The sequence below is a fragment of the Undibacterium sp. RuTC16W genome, from assembly GCF_049339445.1.
In the GTDB taxonomy this organism is placed as follows: domain Bacteria; phylum Pseudomonadota; class Gammaproteobacteria; order Burkholderiales; family Burkholderiaceae_D; genus Undibacterium.
Map to the genome: position 1 here is coordinate 1 of NZ_JBMPPE010000003.1, position 18,073 is coordinate 18,073.

Here is an 18,073-nt window from a genome sequence, read left to right on the forward strand (position 1 = left end):
TCGCTTTTTGGCTCGCGGCCGCATCACGTTGCGCATTGAGTTCACGAGCGCGTTCGGCATTTTTGCGCTGCACTTCCAGCGCGGCCAGGCGCGACTCATCTACGCTCTCGTTGCCAGTCCGGCGCTCGACCTTCTTCTGCTTGGTCTTTTCCTGGTGGACCAGCTTGGCTTTGTTTTTATCGACTAGTCCTGCTTTTAAAAACTGATCTTGCAATGAGGCCACAATACGACTCCGTAAAATAAGTGCCATCGGTCCAGGACAACGCTGCCGACCAGTGGCAAGTCGCTAGCATAATTTTTTATTCTGCAAGGACGTAACCTGCAATAAGTAGAATGGATTTCTCCTGATGCAGTAGACATTTACTAATGTCAAAAACGGATAAAGAAGTAGGACAGATATCTTCTAGAAAGAACGATCATCCCGCTCACTCACGGTTCCGTTGTTTTTTATGGGTCGGATTTTAGATTGCCTGTTTTTATTATATTTTGAAAAATTTATCTATTAAATTTCTGTATCTTTCACGCCTTCCGCAACAGTATCTCAAATGGCGAATAAGAGGCTATCCGGCATTTGTCGGATTGTGGATTTTGACTGTATTTAGGATTATGCATAAAACAAATTCAGAAATTTTCGATGGGCGACTTTCATTGATGTGTCAGTGCTAGCTCATCTGAAATGAATGAACGCTATCACCATTAAAAAAAGAGGCATGACAATGCAGCGTAGAAAATTATTAGCCGCAGTACCATCTCTGCTCACCAGTGGCGTCTTGTCTGGGCTAATCCGACCAGTCTATGCGCAGACCGCTCAGATACGTTTTGGTCAATCTGCATCCATTACCGGTGGACAGGCTGCTTATGGCAAAGACATTCGCGATGGCATTAACGCTGCCTTTGCTGCCGCAAATAAAGCTGGCAGCGCTAAGAGTGGACGTTTTGAGCTGGTAACTCTGGATGATGGCGGCGACCAAACGCGTTGCGTACAAAACACGAAAACCCTCATTGATAGTGGCGTGTCTGCGCTGCTTGGATTTACCAGCGGCGCTGGTGCAGAGGCTGCGTTGCCGCAAATTGAAGAGAGCCAGATCGTGTTATTGGGTACCGCCAGTGGAAATATGGGTATCCGTAGAAAAGAACTCAATATGCCCTACCATGTGCGTGCTGGATCTGATGATGAGTATGTCAAATTAGTCGCTTTCATCAAAGACTTTGGCATGAAAAAAGTCGCTTATGTGTATCTGAAAGATGTATCGAACGCTAATTTGGCAGCGATGGAAAATGCCATGAAGGCCGCGGGTATTGCTCCGGCTATCGCGATAGCGCTGGATCGCAATGCCAAATCCTTTGATGCTGACGCAGCCAAATTATTGGCTGCCGACGTGGAAGGAATATTATTCACTACGAATGCGCAACCTATCGTCAGAATTACTGATTATCTGGCTAAAAACGGTTTCACCGGTTTTAGCTTTTGCACCTCCTTTGCCGGACAAGCCCTGATTGATACTTTGAGCAGCAAAAGGCGTAGCATCATCATGTCTCAGGTTGTGCTGAGACCAAAAACCATAGGCAGTTCTCTGATCAAGCACTACCAGGAACATATCGCGGCTTTGGGCGGTGGCGCACGCACCGGCTATACTAGTTTGGAAGGTTATATTGCGGGCATGGTCGCGATAGAGGCGGCGCAACTCGCGCTGAAAGGCGAGGATGGCGTGAGCCGTAGCCGCTTCAAAAAAGCAATCTCTGCGCTGAACGTGGATCTCGGCGGTTATCGCGTGAACTTCGCTTCAGGCGGGCATCACGGCTCGCACTTTTCGGAGGTGCTTGCCGTGGATAAGACTGGCCGCATTATCGGTTAAACTCGGATTTTCATTAGTGCGCGCCAAAATATGATTAAGCTTCTTGCATGAATGAGTTTATGTAAAATTACAAGCTTAATGAAGAGGATGCAGATGGTCAGCAGAGTGTTAAGCGATGGTATTCGGGGGTAACTGGAACCTGCGCTGAGAGCCCAAGGATGTCACCACTGGAAAAATGACCGAGAAGTAATGGAAGCCATTTTATGGACACTACGCACAGGAGCGCCGTGGTGGGATATACAGACGGATTTTTGTCCATAAAAGGCGATGCTTCAGAAGTCATTCCTGAGCAAATCATACGGACAGGAATGACTCCAGTAAATCCAACTAAGCAACGTCATCTAGTAAAAAACTAGTTTGCAGAATAAAGCACTTTCGTAGCACCGCAACACAGTTTGAAAAACTCCCCAGAGGTTTCAAAGCAATTCTCTTTCTCGCTTGTACTTTTATCTGGCTTAAATTGAATTGAGTTGAACACACCCACTAACATCCTTAATTACTTTTTCCACTCAAAACTAAATACGACATCATATGCAAGTCAAATATTTCTCTCGACATCCATGGCATCACTGATCTCAGAATCACCGTCAATACTCAACAAACTCTGAGCTGAATCCGCAGGTAAAGCCTCGACTGATTTCAATTTTCTGGTCATTTGACGGGTACGTACTTCTGCCTTGTCGATGTTGTCGGCGGCTCTGACCAGGGCGGCTTTGGTCGACGCGAGTACGTCGCCAAACTTGCCGAATTCGGTCTTGACTGCACCTAATACTTGCCAGACTTCTGACGAACGTTTTTCTAATACCAGTGTGCGGAAGCCCATCTGCAAACTGTTCAGCAATGCGGACAACGTCGATGGGCCGGAGATGCTGACTCGGTAGGTGCGTTGCAATTCATCGGCCAGACCCGGGCGGCGCATGACTTCGGCGTACAGGCCTTCGGTAGGTAAAAACAAAATCGCAAAATCGGTGGTTAATGGCGGCGAGAGATATTTCTCAGCGATGGTCTTGGCTTCGCCACGGATTGCACGTTCTAATTCTTTGCCTGCCTGTGCGACGCCTTCTGCATCTGCACGCTCGGCAGCATCCAGCAGACGCTCGTACTGCTCTTTAGGGAACTTGGCGTCAATCGGCATCCAGACTGGCGCCCTGCCATCTTCTTTGCCTGGCAATTTCACTGCAAACTCTACGCGCTCGCCAGAGCCGGGCACGGTCTCGACGTTCTTAGCGTATTGTTCTGGCGTGAGCATTTGTTCCAGTACCATTTCTAGCTGTACCTCACCCCAGGTACCACGAGTTTTCACATTGGTCAGTACCCGTTTCAGATCACCGACACCAATCGCTAATTGCTGCATTTCACCCAGACCTTGATGCACTTTTTCTAAACGGTCTGAGACTTGTTTAAAGGATTCGCCCAAACGCTGCTCCAGCGTGGCGTGCAGTTTTTCATCGACGGTCTTGCGCATCTCTTCGAGTTTGGCAGCATTGTCATCTTGCAGATGTTTGATTTTTTCTTCCAGTGTCGCCCGCACTTCTGCCATGCGCAAGGCATTGGATTCGGTCAGTGTTGCCAGACTCTGGTTTAAGGTGTCGCCAAACCGTTTGAGGCTGAGTGCTTGCTCGTCACGCGAATTTTGGCTTTGCTGGATCAGGGCAAGACGCACTTGCTCCAGTTGCTGCGCGTTGGTCTCTGTCAGCTTGATCAGCTGCTGAGAAAATGCGTCTATCTGATTGTTTTGCAGCGTGGCGACGCTGGTCAGTTGGGCGGCTAAAGTTTGTTGAAGCTGTGAGAAATTTCCGCCCAGCTCTTGCCGTGTCGCTTGTGCCGTCGATTGCACCTGTTCCCGCAATGAGCGCTCAGAACGTTCCTGCGCTTGTTGCAATTGCTCTTGTTGCTGCAGTGCCTGTTGTAGTGAATGCTGTAGTGCGAGCAGTTGAGTGCCGACATCGCTGCCGCGACTGCGTGATAAGACAAGCAGGTTCACTACCAGGAGAATGGCGAGCGTGATGAGTATTAAAATTTCTATCAAATTCATGTCGTGTTCTTTTATTTTTTGTTAGTGATAGGTTCAGGATTAACGTTTTACATTCAGCGAAGAACAGATATATTCTGCCTCTTCTCACCCGCCACTCCTCTGTCGTCTGCGGGAGAGGGATGATGCTGATCTTTATTTTCCTAGCTCAGCCGGGCTTATTCCGCATCCAATCTGCTGTCTGATAAAACGATTGCATCAGGTGCTGTTGCAACTCTTCGGCGATGCCCACATCTTGCATAGCCCACGCCATACACCGCAGCCATTGGTCGCGCTCGCTGCTGGCGATCGCGTACGGCAAATGGCGTGCGCGCAAACGCGGATGGCCGAATTGTTCAATGTAGAGATTCGGGCCGCCCATCCAACCGGACAAGAACCAGAACAACTTATCGCGGGAGCCGTCCATCGGTGTCGGATGCAGTGCGCGGATACCGGCAAATTCTGGCTCCAGTTCCATCAAGTCATAAAAGCGATCCACCATCTCACGCAGCTTGTCTGCGCCGCCGATGAGAGCATAGAGCCTGGATTGTTCTTCTTCGTGATTATCTGTATTTGTTTCTGTATTCATACCTAGCAACAATTTTTTAGTAACAGGTTTTGTCCCTATACGCGGATGCATACCGGGCCTGAACGTTAGTGGTGAACATGGTGCACATACCGTCCATTGTGCATCTTAATTTGAGTGCAAAAACTCCTCCGCTGAGCCGTCGCTCAGCCGTGGTTTAGTCACAGTTCAGCTTTCACGCAGACTCAGCAAAGGTGGCTGATTCAACACATTACGCAATCCCATCCAACCGCCAATCAATGCGCACAATGCACCGACGCTTAAACCGGCGAGCCAGACCAGCGGCGAGAAGCTCCACTCGAAATTAAAACTGAATCGCGCGAGTGCCCAGCCGATAGCGGACGCACCGCTGGCGGCAAGCAAGCCGGCCAAGCCGCCGACCAGCAAAAATTCTATCCACTGTGCCTGTGACAATTGCTTGCGGGTTGCGCCCAGCGCACGCAGCAGGGCCGCTTCGCGCATGCGCAGGTCTTGCGAACCGGCCAGTGCTGCATACAAGACCAGCACACCCGATGCGAGTGTGAACAAGAACAAAAATTCAACCGCCGTAATGACCTGATCCAGCACGCTTTGCACTTGCTTGATCATGGCACCGACATCCACCACCGTCAGATTAGGAAAGTCCAGCGTCAACTGATTTACTGACCGCTGATCGCTTTCTGGCAAATGAAAAGCGGTGATCCAGGTCTGCGGCAATTCAGCTACCGCCGCAGGATTGAGAATCACAAAAAAGTTGACGCGCATCGATCCCCAGTCGAGCTTGCGCAGGCTGGTAATCGCTGCGGTGACTTGCTGACCGGCGACATCAAAACTCAGTTTATCGCCTAATCTTAGCCCCAGAGTTTTAGCGATGCCCTCCTCTACCGATGCCTCTGCTTGCGGATGTGCACCGGTCTCCTGATACCATTTTCCGGCGATGAGCTTATTCGTCGCTGGCATATCACGCATGGTAGACAGATTGAATTCTCTTTCGACCAGGCGTTTGGCTCTGTCGTCGGGATACGTATCACCGGTAATAGCTTTATCATTGACCTGAATCAGCCGCCCGCGGATCATCGGGTATAGCGTCGCCTGTTTATCCGTTGTAATGGCTTGCAGACGTCTGGTGATTTCTTCTTTTTGATCTGGCTGGATGTTGATCACGAATTGATTCGGCGCGTCCGCCGGAGTGGCACTTTTCCACGCAGTGATCAGATCAGACCGCACCACCGTCAGCAGCAACAAAGCCATCAGTCCCAATGCAAGCGACACTACCTGTATCACGGTTGCGCCAGGACGGCGTTGCAGCGCCGTAATCGCAAAGCGCCATGCCGTGTGGCTGCTGAAATTGCGTACACGTTTTAAGGAGGCAACGGCGAGCCAGGCGATCAGGGCGAATACCAGCAAGCCGATTAAAAAGCCGGATGCGGTCAGCAAGCCCAGCTTCACATCACCTGCCTGCCATAACAGCAAGCCAACGAACATACCCAATCCAAGGCCGTAGGTCGCCAGCGTCATCGCTTGCGGCGCATCCTGTTCGCGACGGATGACGCGATTATGCGGGACATTCCGCAATTGCAGTATCGGCGGCAAGGCAAAGCCGACCAATAGCAACAAACCGGTCGCGATACCCTGCAATGCAGGTTGCAGGCTTGCAGGCGGCAAATCGTTAGAAACCAATTTGCCCAACCATTCAAGCAAGACATAATGCCCGGCAAAGCCAAGGATGACGCCAGCGGCGCTGCCCAATAATCCCACGATCAAAAACTCGATCAGGTACATGCCCGTGACCTGATTCTGCGTCTGTCCAAGGCATCGCAACATCGCGCAGGCATCGACATGACGCAGCATGAAGCGGCGTGCCGCCATTGCCACAGCAACCGCTGCCAGCATCGCCGACAACAAGCCGACCAGTGATAAAAATTGCTCTGCCCGGTCCAGTGTCGCACGCATTTCAGGACGACCCGACTCGAGGGATTCTAGCCGCACACCTTTAGTTTGCTCACGGTCGATACTGTCTTGCAGCCATTTTTGAAACGGCGTAACGACATCGGCTTTGCCCGCCAGCAGCAGGCGATAGGTCACGCGGGAACCATTCTGTATGAGTCGGGTATCAGCAAGGTCACTCATGTTAAGCATGACACGCGGTGCAAAGTTCATAAACGCGGCACCACGATCCGGCTCATTCGCGATCAGTTGTGTGACGGTGAGTGTTTTGTCGCCGAGTTTGAGAACATCACCGGTCTTGAGTTTCATGCTGAGCAGCAGCGTCGGATCGATCCAGACGGTGCCGGACGCAGGAATCTGCCTTGTGCTCAGCTCCGCGCCCTGTGGCGACTGACTGAGCTTGAGATTGCCACGTAAGGGATAACCGGGTGTGACAGCTTTCAGCGCGACCAGCTTGGTGGTGATGGCATCGCCCTCACCCGCAATCGCCATACTCGGAAAAACAATAGTCTCTGCCATCGTCAATCCACGTCGTTGCGCTTCGGTACGCCAGGCAGGATTGATGGGCTGATCGGCACTGACCAGCAAATCCGCACCGAGCAACTGATGTGCATCGCGATTCAATCCGTTGCGCATCCGGTCTACAAAAAAACCTACCGACGACAAGGACGCAACCGCGATCATCAAGGCGACCAGCAAGAATCGTAATTCGCCCGCTCGCCAGTCACGCATGGTCATACTGAATGAGAGTCGTAGCATGGCGATCCTTCTGAGAATAAAAACAATTAGGAGTGATTAGGAATGACCGGAACGTACTGAAAAACAAATAAAGGGGGAGTATCTAGTTTTACATGCCCATTCCGCAGTTTTTATAAGGCGCATGGACATTTACATGCTGATACTCAGACCCAGTATAAGTCACATAGCGATTAACTCACTCTGAGATCATCAGGCATTCAAGGCTTGTGCGAAGTCATTTAACAAGTCCTGAGTATCTTCAATACCCACAGAAACGCGGATCAGTGAATCGACTATCCCCATCGCAGCCCGGCGTTCAGCCCCCATCTCAAAGAAGATGGTGTGCGCTACCGGAATCACAAGAGTACGCGTATCGCCCAGATGGGTGGCGGAGATCGGTAACTGCAGGCGATTCAGGTAGTCGAAGCAGTCAATTTCTGGCTTCAATTCAAAACTGAACAGCGCACCGTAAGACCGGAATAAATCACTCGCAATCTGATGCTGCGGGTGAGATGGCAAGCCAGGGTAATGCACGGCGTCGACGCGCGGATCGTTCTCCAGCATCTGCGCCAGTGCCAGCGCGTTTGCGCATTCACGCTCCAGACGCAAGGCAATTGTCTCGGCACCGACCGCGATCTGATGCGCCGCATCCGGCGACAGCGATGCGCCGAAATCACGCAAGGCCTTGGCACGTACCTGCGCCATACCCCACTGCGGTGCCGGTGCTTTTTTAAAATTGGCGGCGATATGCGGATAAGCGGACCAGTCAAATTCACCCGTATCGGTTAAAGCACCACCAAGTACGTTGCCATGACCCGCAATCGACTTGGTCAAAGAATTGACAACCAGACCAGCCCCAACGCTCTTTGGACGGAACAGATACGGCGAGGTCATGGTGTTGTCCACGACATATAAAATTCCGCGCTCACGGCATAAATCACCAATCCGTTTTAAATCCGCAATCTGAGTGCGCGGATTGGCAATCGTCTCTACAAATACCATGCGGGTTGACGGTGTAATCGCGGCTGCCACATTCGCAACATCGGTGGCATCAACAAAGCCCACCTCAACGCCTTGCGCAGCGACTGTTTGCCAGAGACTATTCGTATTACCAAATAAAAATGAGGATGAAATTACATGATCGCCCTGACGCAACAACGCCTGAAACACCGCACCAATCGCGGCCATCCCGGTCGCAAAGCAAATGCTGGACTGTCCATCTTCCATCTTGGTAATCTTGTCTTCGAGTGCCGACACCGTGGGATTGCCCTGACGTCCATAGCGATAACCCGATTGTTTGCCCTGGAATACCGCAGCCAGATCACGCGCATCCTCATAGCCATAGAACACCGACGTGTGGACAGGTTTATGTGCAGAGCCGTGCTCAATCGTTTTTTGGCGATCGTTGTGAAGAATGGTCGTGGTGAAGCCGTAAGATGCTTTTTCGCTCATGATGAAATAGGTGCTGTGGAGTAGAACAGATCTGAAAAGGAATCTCATAAGTTTAACCGAGATTCTTTGCGGCGACGCGGGCTTCAGAGTCAATTACTCTCGAGAGATGGGAGACGCAACGATCTCAAAGCAGAGCCGAGGCAATGGCAGCCGACCAGGTCGACTGTACCAACGTGGTTATTGCCATTATTTATTGGCAGTAGCACCAGCGGTAGCCGTCTGCGATGCTATGAACAACTTGACGGCATCCAGATATTCCCTGGATGCTTTTAAACGATCAAGGTAGCGAATCTTGCGCCTGGCGCTCCTGGCGATCAGATAATCGGACAAGCTGCCGCGTGCACCGCAATACATGCGGCAAGTTGCGACACCAGTTGGGGTAATCCGGTCGCTGATACGCAGTTGATCTGCCGTGCCGGATATTTTTAAGGTACAGGCCGGTTCTCCTGACAGTGGCGGCGCAGGATCATGGTAGACAAAGCCATCTTTTTCCTGACCCGCAATGCCATAGATACTGCAAGAGTGTCCGTTATAAAACTGAAGCTCTGCACGAAAATACACATGGGACGGATCATATTGAACGATCTCAATAATGTCTTCAGATTGATAAGGCTGATCAGCCTCACCCGGCGCCTTACCCGGTGTGATTACGCCATTCATGAAACGATGTTTATATACACCCTCAATATCACCAATCTGCAAAGGCGATGACAGCTCATCTCCATAAGCAAAGCTAGTTATTGTCAACATCAGGAATAGAAGAATTCGTTTCATGAATATATTTCTTAATACATCGACTATTGAGCTGATTTGAAGGCTAAATAATGTACAGATCGTTTTTGGCTTAATTTGGTCTAATCGATTCACCCTGCTGTCCGCCCTACTGTCCGCCATAGGCAAAAAACTCATTCGAGCAAAAACTGTTCAATAATTTCTGCCAGAATTTCGGGCTGATCATGATGCAACATGTGTCCTGCATTCTGTATCATTTCTTTACGTAAATGCGGAATATGGGATAGTCGGCGGTCGATTTCGATACGGGCTTCCGGTTTTGGTCCCATCCAATGCCAGACATTGGTATCGTCGGCTTCGAACCATAAGGTTGGCGCCGTATTTTTTTGCCAGCACGCCATGACTTCTTCAACATGATAGAGCAAGGGACTGGTCAGTTTGTGCGCCGGATCACCGAGTATCTCCCAGCGACCATCCTCATTTTGACGTGCCCAGTGTTGGGATAAAAATGCGGCACGCTCGTCGGACAATCGTGGATTCGTTTTTTGCAAACGCCCTGCGACTTCCGCTTGTGTTGCGTAGGTTCGCAATACTGGTGCTTCACGCAATTCATCCAGCCACTTCAGATAGCGGCCAGGTGCCTGACCCGGCGTCGTGGTCGGCATGCCAAAGCCTTCGAGGTTGATCAGTTTTCTGATTCGCTCCGGTCGTACGCCAGCGTAGATCCCCACGACATTGCCGCCCATGCTATGCCCTAATAAATTGACGGATTCGTCAGGCGAATAATGCTGCAAGATCGCGTCCAGATCACCCATGTAATCGGGGAACCAATAGCAATCCGCATGCGGGGCATCGGTAAGGCCAAAGCCCCGCCAATCCGGTGCAATCACGTGCCAGTCCTGCTTCAGGCAATCCACCACAAACTGGAAAGAGGCAGAGACATCCATCCAGCCGTGCAACATCACGATCTTGGGCGCGTTATCAGGTCCCCAATGACGAACATGATACTGAAGACCGCGAACGGGAATGAATTCTGAGCGAGATGATTTGATCATGAGATTAATAATTTTCGTGAATAAACAGAGCGCTTGCGACATCGGCAAGCCCGTTTTTCGTTTAGGATTAACGTTAGAGCATAACAAGCAATAGCACGATCGTTCGATAATTATACCGGAGTCAGGATGAGTCAGAAAAAAACGCTTACACATGCACCCGCCGTCGGCACGATTGATCACTATCAGGACCTTTATCAAAACTTTCGCTGGGAGGTTCCGGCTGAATTCAATATCGCGGAAGTCTGCTGCCAGCGCTGGAGTAAAGATCCCCAGCGTATTGCTATCCATTATGAAGATGCCGAGGGCAATACCAGCACATTGAGCTATGCCGAATTGCAAACTCAGGCCAATCAGTTATCGAATCTGTTACGCGCACAAGGCGTCAAAGCTGGCGATATCGTTGCCTACATCCTGCCGCAGCGCCCCGAGACGGCGGTCAGCGTGATTGCCTGCCTGCAGATGGGCGCGATTGCGATGCCACTATCTTTTTTGTTCGGCCCTGAAGCCCTGGAATATCGGCTGCAAAATAGTGAGGCAGTCGCCTTGATTGTCGATCAGAGCGGCATCGAAGCGTATTGGCAAATTCGCGGCAATTGCCCTGCATTAAAAACCCTCATTACTCTGCAATGCAAAGCCGAAGATTCGCTGATCTGGTCACATACGGTGCCGCAGATGCCGGCCGATTTTACTCCGGCGATGACCAAGGCGACTGATCCTGCCATTTTGATCTATACCAGCGGCACTACGGGCGCGCCGAAAGGTGCGGTGATTCCTCATTCTGCGATTATTGGCAACCTGACCGGCTTTGTCGCGTCTCAAAACTGGTTTCCACAGCCGGGTGACGTATTCTGGTCGCCAGCAGATTGGGCATGGACCGGCGGCCTGATGGACGCCTTGTTACCGACGCTGTACTTTGGTCAGCCCATCGTCGGTTACCAGGGACGATTCAGTGCAGAAACGGCTTTTTATCTGATGGAAAAATATCAGGTCACCAATACCTTTCTGTTCCCAACCGCGCTCAAGATGATGATGAAAGTCTGCCCGGAACCCAAGTCACGCTACCAGCTCAAGTTACGCAGCATCATGAGTGCGGGAGAAGCTGTCGGTGACGCCGTATTTAACTGGTGCAATGACGCGCTCGATATCATCCCGAACGAAATGTTTGGACAAACCGAGATGAACTACATTGTCGGTAACAGCATCGTGCAATGGCCCGCCAAACCAGGCAGTATGGGACGACCCTACCCCGGACATCGCGTCGCGATTATCGATGACGATGGCAACGAGGTAGGTGATCACCAGATCGGCGAAGTCGCCATGCACCGCAAGGATATTCATGGACAGGCCGATCCCGTATTCTTTCTCGGTTATTGGAAAAACCCTGATGCCACACGAAACAAATTCACTGGCGACTGGTGCCGCACAGGCGACCTGGCCTTACGTGATGAAGATGGCTACCTCTGGTATCAGGGTCGCGCCGACGATATGTTCAAGGCCGCGGGTTATCGCATCGGGCCGTCAGAAATAGAAAATTGTCTGGTCAAACATCCAGCAGTAGCAAATGCCGCCGTCATCCCCAAACCGGACAAAGAGCGTGGCAACATCGTGAAAGCATATGTGGTGTTAAGCAGCGGTTATGAAGGTAGCACAGACCTGATCACAGAGCTGCAAACACACGTACGAGGCAAACTCGCCCCTTACGAATATCCGAGAGAAATCGAATTCATCGCAGCATTGCCAATGACGACAACGGGTAAGGTACAACGGCGGGTTTTGCGTTTATTAGAAGAGGAAAGGATTGCCGGGCGATTGTGACTACAAGGTTGACTCAACGTTTTTCCCCACATTAACTTACGGGTACTATCCACCAAAATAATCTTCGCTTGATTTCACTTAAAAAAAATGATTATCCCAGCAATAATCAGAGATACAAGAAAAAAGTAATAGAGAAAATTTGTTTGTATGCCCAAATACTTTTTGTCTGCATTAAAACAGAGCTTTCATTGGGTCAAAGCAATAATAAAAATGATGGCAATAGGTGCTACCAGAGATAATTTGTCGTTCATAGAGACATTTTCAAAATATATATTTTAAGAACCGATTAAGGGCAACAAAAACGTATTAATCGATTTTTCTAAACCGAGGCATACTTTTAACTAGCATCTTCACAGCCATATGACTAGGTGTTTATTATCGTCCAACAACCGTATCCGCCCTCACAATATCACCCACCTTCACTTCGCTGATTTTAGTATCGGCAGACAGTTCAGCCATTGACGATGAGCTTTGGCTTTTGATCACGGCGAGTGTTCCTAGCCGGCGCTCCTGATGTTCCGTTGCGACATGTGCCATGCCGTTTGCGGACAAATTAGTTTGCCGGCCAAAGATAGCGAATACGTCGCCTGGCAGGACCGCAGAATTAGATCCCGCATCCAGCATGACTTCTCCATCCGGGCCGACCTGCGTAATTTTTGCGTAGAAGCTGGTCACGTCTAAATCCTTGATAATCATATTCGTTGCCTGCTCTAGCAACTGATCAAAGACTTTACCGTAAGGCGTAGCAAAGAACACGGTACTGGCAAAAGGCTTATCTTTACCCACCGTGATATCTTTGTCGGCAATCTGGCTGAGCTTATGACGTGCAAGCAAAATACCACTCGCGACATCATGCAGTTCGATTTGTAATGTCAGGTGACGTTTTTTATTTTCGATCAGACCCCAATATTTTTTCTCTGTAATGACGCTGGCATCCAGTATCGCGCCTGAGATAACGAACTGGCTGTCGTATTGCGTTCCCAGCTGGCGCAACAATTGCGTCGAAGGTGCTTCGATCTCATAATTAAATGAGAGCAAATTGGGCGACATTCTGGTCAAAAATCCCTGTGTCGCATACAGCCGGTGTAATAACTCTTTTGGAAAATTTTGACCTGTTTCATCGATATCGTCGATCTGTACATTTTTGCCGACTGTGAATGCCGTTGCCAGAATCTTCTTTTTAAATTTTCGTTCAGGCAGGCGATAGTCGCTGGCTGGCACAGGCGTTTCTGCTGCGGGCTGTGACGCAGCAACAGGCAAGGGTACAGTCACTGTCTGTGCAAACACAGAGGATATAAACAGGACACTCGTAAACAGCGCGATGAGTTGTTTCATTCTCTTGGCCTCTGAAAGTAATGGTGTTGAACCCGGATTGACTATCAGACCGCTAGTCGCTGTTCCAATGAAAATCCGGGTTAAAAAATCTTAAGCCTGTAATGCGGTCAATTCTTCTTCACTAAAACCAGCGGCGCGGCGTGCATCGAGATTAAATGGGCCACGCATTTGCGGTGCCTTGTATTGCTGGGCTAAGGTGGCATAGGTTACGACCGGTGCTAATTGCCTTAACTCGCACAGATAGCCGAACCAGCGATTGCCTATCATCACATGCCCGATTTCATCCCGCAAGATAATGTCCAGAATCTCTGCGGCGGCAATGTCTTTGGCCTGTGCCAGCTTGGCTCTGACCGCGGGTGTCGCATCGAGTCCGCGCGCTTCCATGGTACGCGGCACCAGCGCCATTCTTGCTAGTACATCTTCCTGCGTTTTTTCGGCCAACTCCCACAAACTGTGATGTGCAGGAAAATCTCCGTACTGATACCCCAGTACGCGCAAGTGATCTGCCAGTAGGCTGAAATGATAGGCCTCTTCTTGCGCAACCTGTAACCAGTCAACATAATAATCACGTGGCATATCGGCAAAACGCCAGATCGCGTCGAGCGCAAGATTGATGGCATTAAATTCGATGTGCGCCAGAGCATGGATCAGCACTGCCCGTCCCTCCACTGTGTTCATCGCTCGCCTCTTGACTTGCAGCGGGGGCACCAGCTCAGGTCGATCAGGGCGGCCCGGGATAGGCTGATCTGCCGATAGACTGGCAGAAGTATCCAGACTCAATGCGCCCGCCAGCCAGTCTTGCCGTAATTTCAATACCCCGCCGACTTTCGCGTCGATATGGGACTCTGCCAGCCAGTTGAGTGCGGCATGACGCAATTCTTTCGTATCTGCCCGGGCCTGGCCTGCATTGGCAACATCTGGCGTGATTGAAGAGGGATTTGCGGTTGACATCGGTGAGTTCATACAAGGAGCGTTAAAATAGAGGGGTTTACAACATGTTCTCTATTTTACGGAAAAATCATGGCCATATACCAGTTAGGCGACGTTGCACCAGAAATAGATCCCAGCGCATACATCACGGACACAGCCAATATTATTGGTAAAGTGAAAATTGAAGCGTTTGCCAGTGTCTGGTTCGACGTGACCATACGTGGCGATAACGAACTGATCACCGTCAGCGAGAACAGTAATGTGCAAGAAGGCTGCATCCTGCACACCGATCCTGGTTTCCCTCTGGTGATCGGTAAAAACGTGACTATCGGGCATCAGGCGATGCTACACGGCTGCACCATCGGTGAAGGCTCATTAGTGGGTATTCAGGCAGTGATTCTGAATGGCGCCAGGATCGGAAAAAACTGTCTGGTTGGTGCCGGTGCACTGGTCACAGAGGGCAAAGAGTTTCCTGATAATTCACTCATTATCGGCTCGCCAGCCAAAGCCGTACGTACCTTGAACGAAGAGGATATCGTACGTATGCACGGCAATACCCAGAACTATGTGCGCCGCGGACAATCGTTTAAAACCGAGCTGAAACGTATCGGTTAAGACCCAAAAAAGTAAGAAACATCTCCTACATCAAGATCCAAAGCAACATAAAGTACACAACAATCTATGCAAGACTCATTACAAAAATTCATGTTTGAACATGCAGGCGTGCGCGGCGAGCTCGTCGAAATATCGAACACCTGGCAACAAATTTTATCGCGCCAGAATTATCCGCAAGCGGTTAAAACCCTACTCGGCGAATTGACGGCGGCATCTGCTCTGCTGTCGGCGAATCTCAAATTTGACGGCACCATGATCATGCAAATCCACGGTGATGGTCCTTTAAAATTACTGGTCGTCGAGTGTAATGACAAACTACATATCCGGGCAACAGCAAAACTGGCACCGGATGCGCTCGTTCCTGATGACGCGACACTAGCCGATCTGATTCATGCGCACGGACAAGGCCGCTTCGTGATTACATTGGACCCGAATGACAAACTGCCAGGGCAACAAGCGTATCAGGGCATCGTGCCTATCGATGGCGACAGTATTGCTGTCATCATTGAAAACTATATGATGCGCTCCGAGCAGCTTGATACCAAATTATGGCTGGCTGCCGATGACACCGTCGCGCGTGGCATGCTGCTGCAAAAATTACCAAAACATGGCGGTATTGAAGCGACTGTCGAGGATGAGGCTGAAGCCTGGAACCGTGCCGTCGTATTGGGCAGTACGTTGAAGCAGGATGAATTATTGACGACCGATATCGAAACGCTGTTGCACCGACTGTTCTGGGAAGAAACGATCCGGGTTTTTGAGCCGCAACATCCTGAATTTCATTGCAACTGCACGCGTGAAAAAGTCGGTGACATGTTGCGTATGCTGGGAGAGACTGAAATTAATACGGCAGTCGAGGAACTCGGCAAGCTTGATATTCATTGCGATTTTTGCGGCAAACACTACGGCTTTGACAAAGTCGATTGTGCGCAATTATTTGTGGCAAATACCTTGGTTGAAGCAACCAGTATTGTGAGTCAAAGTAAGCATTAAATAGTCAGCATTACATAGTAATGCCTTATAGCAAACCTTAAATTCGTGTGCGCGAGGATGGATGCCTGTGCTACACAAACACAAACACTATTCCAGATAGCGAGTGAAAAATAAAAAACGCTGCAAAATTTATCTTGCAGCGTTTTCTTTTTGTAGCACTGGTGCCGGTGTTTCTGTTTTTTGTACCGCACTGCCCGGAGCGAGAATTTGCACGAAAATCTCGTCTTTCTTGATCATTCCCAACTCAAAACGAGCACGTTCTTCAACGGCACCGGTCCCCGTTTTTAAATCCTGAACCTCAGATTCAAGCTTGCTATTGCGTTCTTTCAGCTCGTCGTTATGCTTTTGCACTTGCGATACTTGCTTATCCAGATCCCAGACACGCAGCCAACCGCCCTTACCCAACCATAGCGGGAATTGGATCAGCAAAAGCAATGCAGCAAGTGATAACGCGATCAGACGCATCAGATAAACGCAGCCAGAAAAATAAAAAGTCAGCAAAAAAGGGGAACGCCGTTCCCCTTTGTCATTGACGCTTACTTCAGATTATAGAACGCATCACGGCCAGGGTAGCTGGCGATATCACCCAGATCTTCTTCAATGCGCAGCAACTGGTTGTACTTCGCCATACGATCAGAGCGGGACATAGAACCTGTTTTGATTTGCAGCGCATTGGTACCGACAGCAATATCAGCAATCGTGCTGTCTTCCGTTTCACCGGAACGATGGGAAATAACGGCGGTGTAACCCGCACGTTTTGCCATTTCAATCGCAGCGAAAGTCTCGGTCAAAGTACCGATCTGATTGATCTTGATCAGAATGGAGTTGGCGATACCTTTTTGTATGCCTTCTTTGAGGATCTTGGTGTTAGTCACGAATAAATCGTCACCCACGATCTGGACTTTTTTACCCAGTTTTTCAGTCAGAATTGCCCAACCGTCCCAGTCGCCTTCTGCCATACCATCTTCAATCGAAATGATAGGATATTTGTCGACCCAGGTTGCCAGCAGATTAGTGAAGTCGGTGGAAGACAAAGTCAGACCTTCACCTTCAAGGTGATATTTGCCATCTTTATAGAATTCACTGGCAGCGCAATCCAGACCCAGAGCGATTTGCGTACCTGGCTCATAGCCTGCCGCTTCAATCGCTTGAATGATCATCTTGATTGCTGATTCATGGTTCTCTACGGAAGGTGCGAAACCACCCTCGTCACCAACGGCTGTAGTCAGGCCTTTGTCATGCAGGATTTTTTTCAATGCATGGAATACTTCGGCACCGTAACGAATCGCTTCGCGGAAAGAAGGGGCGCCAACCGGGATAATCATGAATTCCTGAATATCCAGATTATTGTCCGCATGGGCGCCGCCGTTGATGACGTTCATCATTGGTACTGGCAATTGCATCGCGCCTGAACCGCCGAAATAACGATACAAAGGCAAACCAGCTTCTTCAGCAGCAGCTTTAGCTACCGCCATGGAGACCGCCAGGATCGCGTTTGCGCCGAGACGTGCTTTGTTTTCTGTACCGTCAAGATCAATCAGAGTACGGTCAAGGAAGGCTTGCTCGTTCGCATCCAGGCCCATGATCGCTTCAGCGATTTCTGTATTGATATGTTCGCAGGCTTTTAATACGCCTTTGCCCAGGTAACGAGACTTATCACCGTCACGCAATTCAATTGCTTCGCGGGAACCTGTCGATGCACCGGATGGTACAGCGGCACGTCCCATGACGCCGGATTCCAGCAAAACATCACATTCAACTGTTGGATTGCCGCGTGAATCAATAATTTCACGACCGATAATGTCAACGATGGCACTCATTCATTTCTCCTAAACAATCAATATAGCGAACAAAATTTCAACAAGCTGCGAAGTTCATCTTGACCATATGCACTCAAAGTCGGCCGTCCGGATCGGTACAGGCTGTCAGATAAAATCATGATTCCGGTTGTCACCATCGACACTTTGGTTCAACAGACAAAGCGCATGCCATCAACAATTTTATGCTCACCGCCCTTGCGTCAGGTTGA

General features: G+C 49.9%; 16 protein-coding genes. 5 read left to right on the forward strand and 11 right to left on the reverse strand.

Annotated features, from left to right (window positions below; genetic code table 11):
* Positions 1 to 223 (reverse strand): DUF2058 family protein (locus ACO0K4_RS06770; RefSeq protein WP_422955874.1); only part of this gene is annotated, 223 nt, incomplete at its 3' end.
* 493 nt (positions 224 to 716) lie between these two features.
* Between ACO0K4_RS06770 and ACO0K4_RS06775 the strand changes: the two genes are divergently transcribed.
* Together ACO0K4_RS06775 and ACO0K4_RS06780 are read left to right on the forward strand one after the other, a co-directional pair.
* Positions 717 to 1,856, forward strand: coding sequence for an ABC transporter substrate-binding protein (locus ACO0K4_RS06775; protein ID WP_422955875.1), 1,140 nt, complete (start codon positions 717 to 719; stop codon positions 1,854 to 1,856).
* 132 nt (positions 1,857 to 1,988) lie between these two features.
* Positions 1,989 to 2,117, forward strand: a complete 129-nt coding sequence (locus ACO0K4_RS06780; protein ID WP_422956271.1) for a transposase — start codon at positions 1,989 to 1,991, stop codon at positions 2,115 to 2,117.
* A gap of 277 nt (positions 2,118 to 2,394) precedes the next feature.
* On the opposite strand, the gene rmuC is transcribed toward ACO0K4_RS06780, so the two are convergent.
* From rmuC to ACO0K4_RS06810, 6 genes are all read right to left on the reverse strand, one after another.
* The gene (gene rmuC / locus ACO0K4_RS06785; protein WP_422955876.1) at positions 2,395 to 3,891 is read right to left on the reverse strand and encodes a DNA recombination protein RmuC; all 1,497 of its coding nucleotides are present in this window, start codon (positions 3,889 to 3,891) and stop codon (positions 2,395 to 2,397) included.
* A 145-nt stretch (positions 3,892 to 4,036) separates the two neighbouring features.
* The gene (locus ACO0K4_RS06790) at positions 4,037 to 4,456 is read right to left on the reverse strand and encodes a group II truncated hemoglobin (RefSeq protein WP_422955877.1); all 420 of its coding nucleotides are present in this window, start codon (positions 4,454 to 4,456) and stop codon (positions 4,037 to 4,039) included.
* Between the two features lie 165 nt (positions 4,457 to 4,621).
* Positions 4,622 to 7,138 (reverse strand): ABC transporter permease, encoded by a 2,517-nt coding sequence (locus ACO0K4_RS06795; protein ID WP_422955878.1) that lies wholly within the window; start codon positions 7,136 to 7,138, stop codon positions 4,622 to 4,624.
* Between the two features lie 189 nt (positions 7,139 to 7,327).
* Positions 7,328 to 8,569 carry a cystathionine gamma-synthase family protein gene (locus tag ACO0K4_RS06800; protein WP_422955879.1) on the reverse strand — a complete coding sequence of 414 codons (1,242 nt, stop codon included), beginning with the start codon at positions 8,567 to 8,569 and terminating at the stop codon, positions 7,328 to 7,330.
* 186 nt (positions 8,570 to 8,755) lie between these two features.
* Positions 8,756 to 9,343 carry a hypothetical protein gene (locus ACO0K4_RS06805; RefSeq protein WP_422955880.1) on the reverse strand — a complete coding sequence of 196 codons (588 nt, stop codon included), beginning with the start codon at positions 9,341 to 9,343 and terminating at the stop codon, positions 8,756 to 8,758.
* Between the two features lie 131 nt (positions 9,344 to 9,474).
* A complete protein-coding gene (locus ACO0K4_RS06810) occupies positions 9,475 to 10,356 on the reverse strand; it encodes an alpha/beta fold hydrolase (RefSeq protein ID WP_422955881.1) in 882 nt (293 codons plus the stop codon).
* Between the two features lie 126 nt (positions 10,357 to 10,482).
* Between ACO0K4_RS06810 and ACO0K4_RS06815 the strand changes: the two genes are divergently transcribed.
* A complete protein-coding gene (locus tag ACO0K4_RS06815) occupies positions 10,483 to 12,171 on the forward strand; it encodes an acyl-CoA synthetase (protein WP_422955882.1) in 1,689 nt (562 codons plus the stop codon).
* A gap of 375 nt (positions 12,172 to 12,546) precedes the next feature.
* Here ACO0K4_RS06815 and ACO0K4_RS06820 read toward each other — a convergent pair whose 3' ends face one another.
* Positions 12,547 to 13,506, reverse strand: a complete 960-nt coding sequence (locus tag ACO0K4_RS06820; protein WP_422955883.1) for a flagella assembly protein FlgT middle domain-containing protein — start codon at positions 13,504 to 13,506, stop codon at positions 12,547 to 12,549.
* 90 nt (positions 13,507 to 13,596) lie between these two features.
* Positions 13,597 to 14,457: a ferritin-like domain-containing protein gene (locus ACO0K4_RS06825; protein ID WP_422955884.1), complete on the reverse strand. Its 861-nt coding sequence runs from the start codon at positions 14,455 to 14,457 to the stop codon at positions 13,597 to 13,599.
* Positions 14,458 to 14,526: 69 nt separating this feature from the next.
* Between ACO0K4_RS06825 and ACO0K4_RS06830 the strand changes: the two genes are divergently transcribed.
* Entirely contained in the window at positions 14,527 to 15,051 is a 525-nt protein-coding gene (locus tag ACO0K4_RS06830) for a gamma carbonic anhydrase family protein (RefSeq protein WP_422955885.1), read from the forward strand.
* A 66-nt stretch (positions 15,052 to 15,117) separates the two neighbouring features.
* Positions 15,118 to 16,044 carry an Hsp33 family molecular chaperone HslO gene (gene hslO, locus ACO0K4_RS06835; protein ID WP_422955886.1) on the forward strand — a complete coding sequence of 309 codons (927 nt, stop codon included), beginning with the start codon at positions 15,118 to 15,120 and terminating at the stop codon, positions 16,042 to 16,044.
* Positions 16,045 to 16,173: 129 nt separating this feature from the next.
* Here hslO and ftsB read toward each other — a convergent pair whose 3' ends face one another.
* Entirely contained in the window at positions 16,174 to 16,509 is a 336-nt protein-coding gene (gene ftsB, locus ACO0K4_RS06840; protein ID WP_422956272.1) for a cell division protein FtsB, read from the reverse strand.
* Between the two features lie 71 nt (positions 16,510 to 16,580).
* Positions 16,581 to 17,864 (reverse strand): phosphopyruvate hydratase, encoded by a 1,284-nt coding sequence (gene eno, locus ACO0K4_RS06845; protein WP_262838444.1) that lies wholly within the window; start codon positions 17,862 to 17,864, stop codon positions 16,581 to 16,583.
* Positions 17,865 to 18,073: the final 209 nt, after the last annotated feature.

Bases quoted from the DNA above. Each gene is read 5' to 3' on its own strand.
- ACO0K4_RS06775 (WP_422955875.1), top strand. From the start codon at position 717: ATGCAGCGTAGAAAATTATTAGCCGCAGTACCATCTCTGCTCACCAGT.
- rmuC (WP_422955876.1), bottom strand. From the start codon at position 3,891: ATGAATTTGATAGAAATTTTAATACTCATCACGCTCGCCATTCTCCTG.
- ACO0K4_RS06790 (WP_422955877.1), bottom strand. From the start codon at position 4,456: ATGAATACAGAAACAAATACAGATAATCACGAAGAAGAACAATCCAGG.
- ACO0K4_RS06795 (WP_422955878.1), bottom strand. From the start codon at position 7,138: ATGCTACGACTCTCATTCAGTATGACCATGCGTGACTGGCGAGCGGGC.
- ACO0K4_RS06800 (WP_422955879.1), bottom strand. From the start codon at position 8,569: ATGAGCGAAAAAGCATCTTACGGCTTCACCACGACCATTCTTCACAAC.
- ACO0K4_RS06805 (WP_422955880.1), bottom strand. From the start codon at position 9,343: ATGAAACGAATTCTTCTATTCCTGATGTTGACAATAACTAGCTTTGCT.
- ACO0K4_RS06810 (WP_422955881.1), bottom strand. From the start codon at position 10,356: ATGATCAAATCATCTCGCTCAGAATTCATTCCCGTTCGCGGTCTTCAG.
- ACO0K4_RS06815 (WP_422955882.1), top strand. From the start codon at position 10,483: ATGAGTCAGAAAAAAACGCTTACACATGCACCCGCCGTCGGCACGATT.
- ACO0K4_RS06820 (WP_422955883.1), bottom strand. From the start codon at position 13,506: ATGAAACAACTCATCGCGCTGTTTACGAGTGTCCTGTTTATATCCTCT.
- ACO0K4_RS06825 (WP_422955884.1), bottom strand. From the start codon at position 14,457: ATGTCAACCGCAAATCCCTCTTCAATCACGCCAGATGTTGCCAATGCA.
- ACO0K4_RS06830 (WP_422955885.1), top strand. From the start codon at position 14,527: ATGGCCATATACCAGTTAGGCGACGTTGCACCAGAAATAGATCCCAGC.
- hslO (WP_422955886.1), top strand. From the start codon at position 15,118: ATGCAAGACTCATTACAAAAATTCATGTTTGAACATGCAGGCGTGCGC.
- ftsB (WP_422956272.1), bottom strand. From the start codon at position 16,509: ATGCGTCTGATCGCGTTATCACTTGCTGCATTGCTTTTGCTGATCCAA.
- eno (WP_262838444.1), bottom strand. From the start codon at position 17,864: ATGAGTGCCATCGTTGACATTATCGGTCGTGAAATTATTGATTCACGC.